Source organism: Collinsella sp. AM17-1, assembly GCF_003470665.1.
GTDB lineage: Bacteria > Actinomycetota > Coriobacteriia > Coriobacteriales > Coriobacteriaceae > Collinsella.
This window is the reverse complement of the sequence record NZ_QRJZ01000046.1, coordinates 1-605: the sequence shown is the minus strand read 5'-3', so window position 1 is coordinate 605 and position 605 is coordinate 1. Positions and strand designations below refer to the sequence as shown.

General features: G+C 36.4%; 2 pseudogenes. Both read left to right on the top strand.

Going from position 1 to position 605, the window contains the following annotated elements:
* Window positions 1–54 precede the first annotated feature (54 nt).
* Window positions 55–177 (top strand): annotated as a pseudogene (locus tag DW195_RS10630) (rRNA adenine methyltransferase); the annotation flags it as partial.
* 33 nt (window positions 178–210) lie between these two features.
* Window positions 211–471: pseudogene (locus DW195_RS10785) on the top strand (topoisomerase DNA-binding C4 zinc finger domain-containing protein); the annotation flags it as partial.
* Window positions 472–605: the final 134 nt, after the last annotated feature.

The window sequence follows — 605 nt, the reverse complement described above, 5'->3', positions numbered from 1 at the left end:
CGCACATGTACGGATGAATGTGGGAGGTGTTCGGATAAAGTTGATAATCAAGGCTTTTTTAAATTTGGAAAGTTACACGTTACTAAAGGGAATGGAGATAAATTATTAGATATACTACTGACAGCTTCCAAGAAGCTAAAGAGGTCCCTAGCGCCTACGGGGAATTTGTATCGATAAGGGGTACAAATTCCCACTAAGCGCTCGGGACCCCTTGTAGGAAAATGTCCTAAGTGTGGCAACAATATTGTATTAAAAAAATCGTTTTATGGTTGTTCAAATTATCCTGAATGTAAGTTTACTTTAGCTGAACATTTTAGAAAGAAAAAACTAACCAAAACGAATGTAAAAGAATTACTGGAGGGAAAAGAAACCCTGGTAAAAGGAATCAAAAACAAAGAGAAAAAGCCCTACAATGCCGTTGTAAAAATTGGGGAAAAGGGATATATTGATTTTATCTCTTTTTCAAAATAAACATAAAAGCCCTTTAAAGAGGGCTTTTATATATTAATCACAAATCACAAATCACTTATCACAAATCACTTATCACAAATCGGTTGATTTCCGATCTCAACCGAACACATTGAGCTGACGGCACGCTCCCGCAG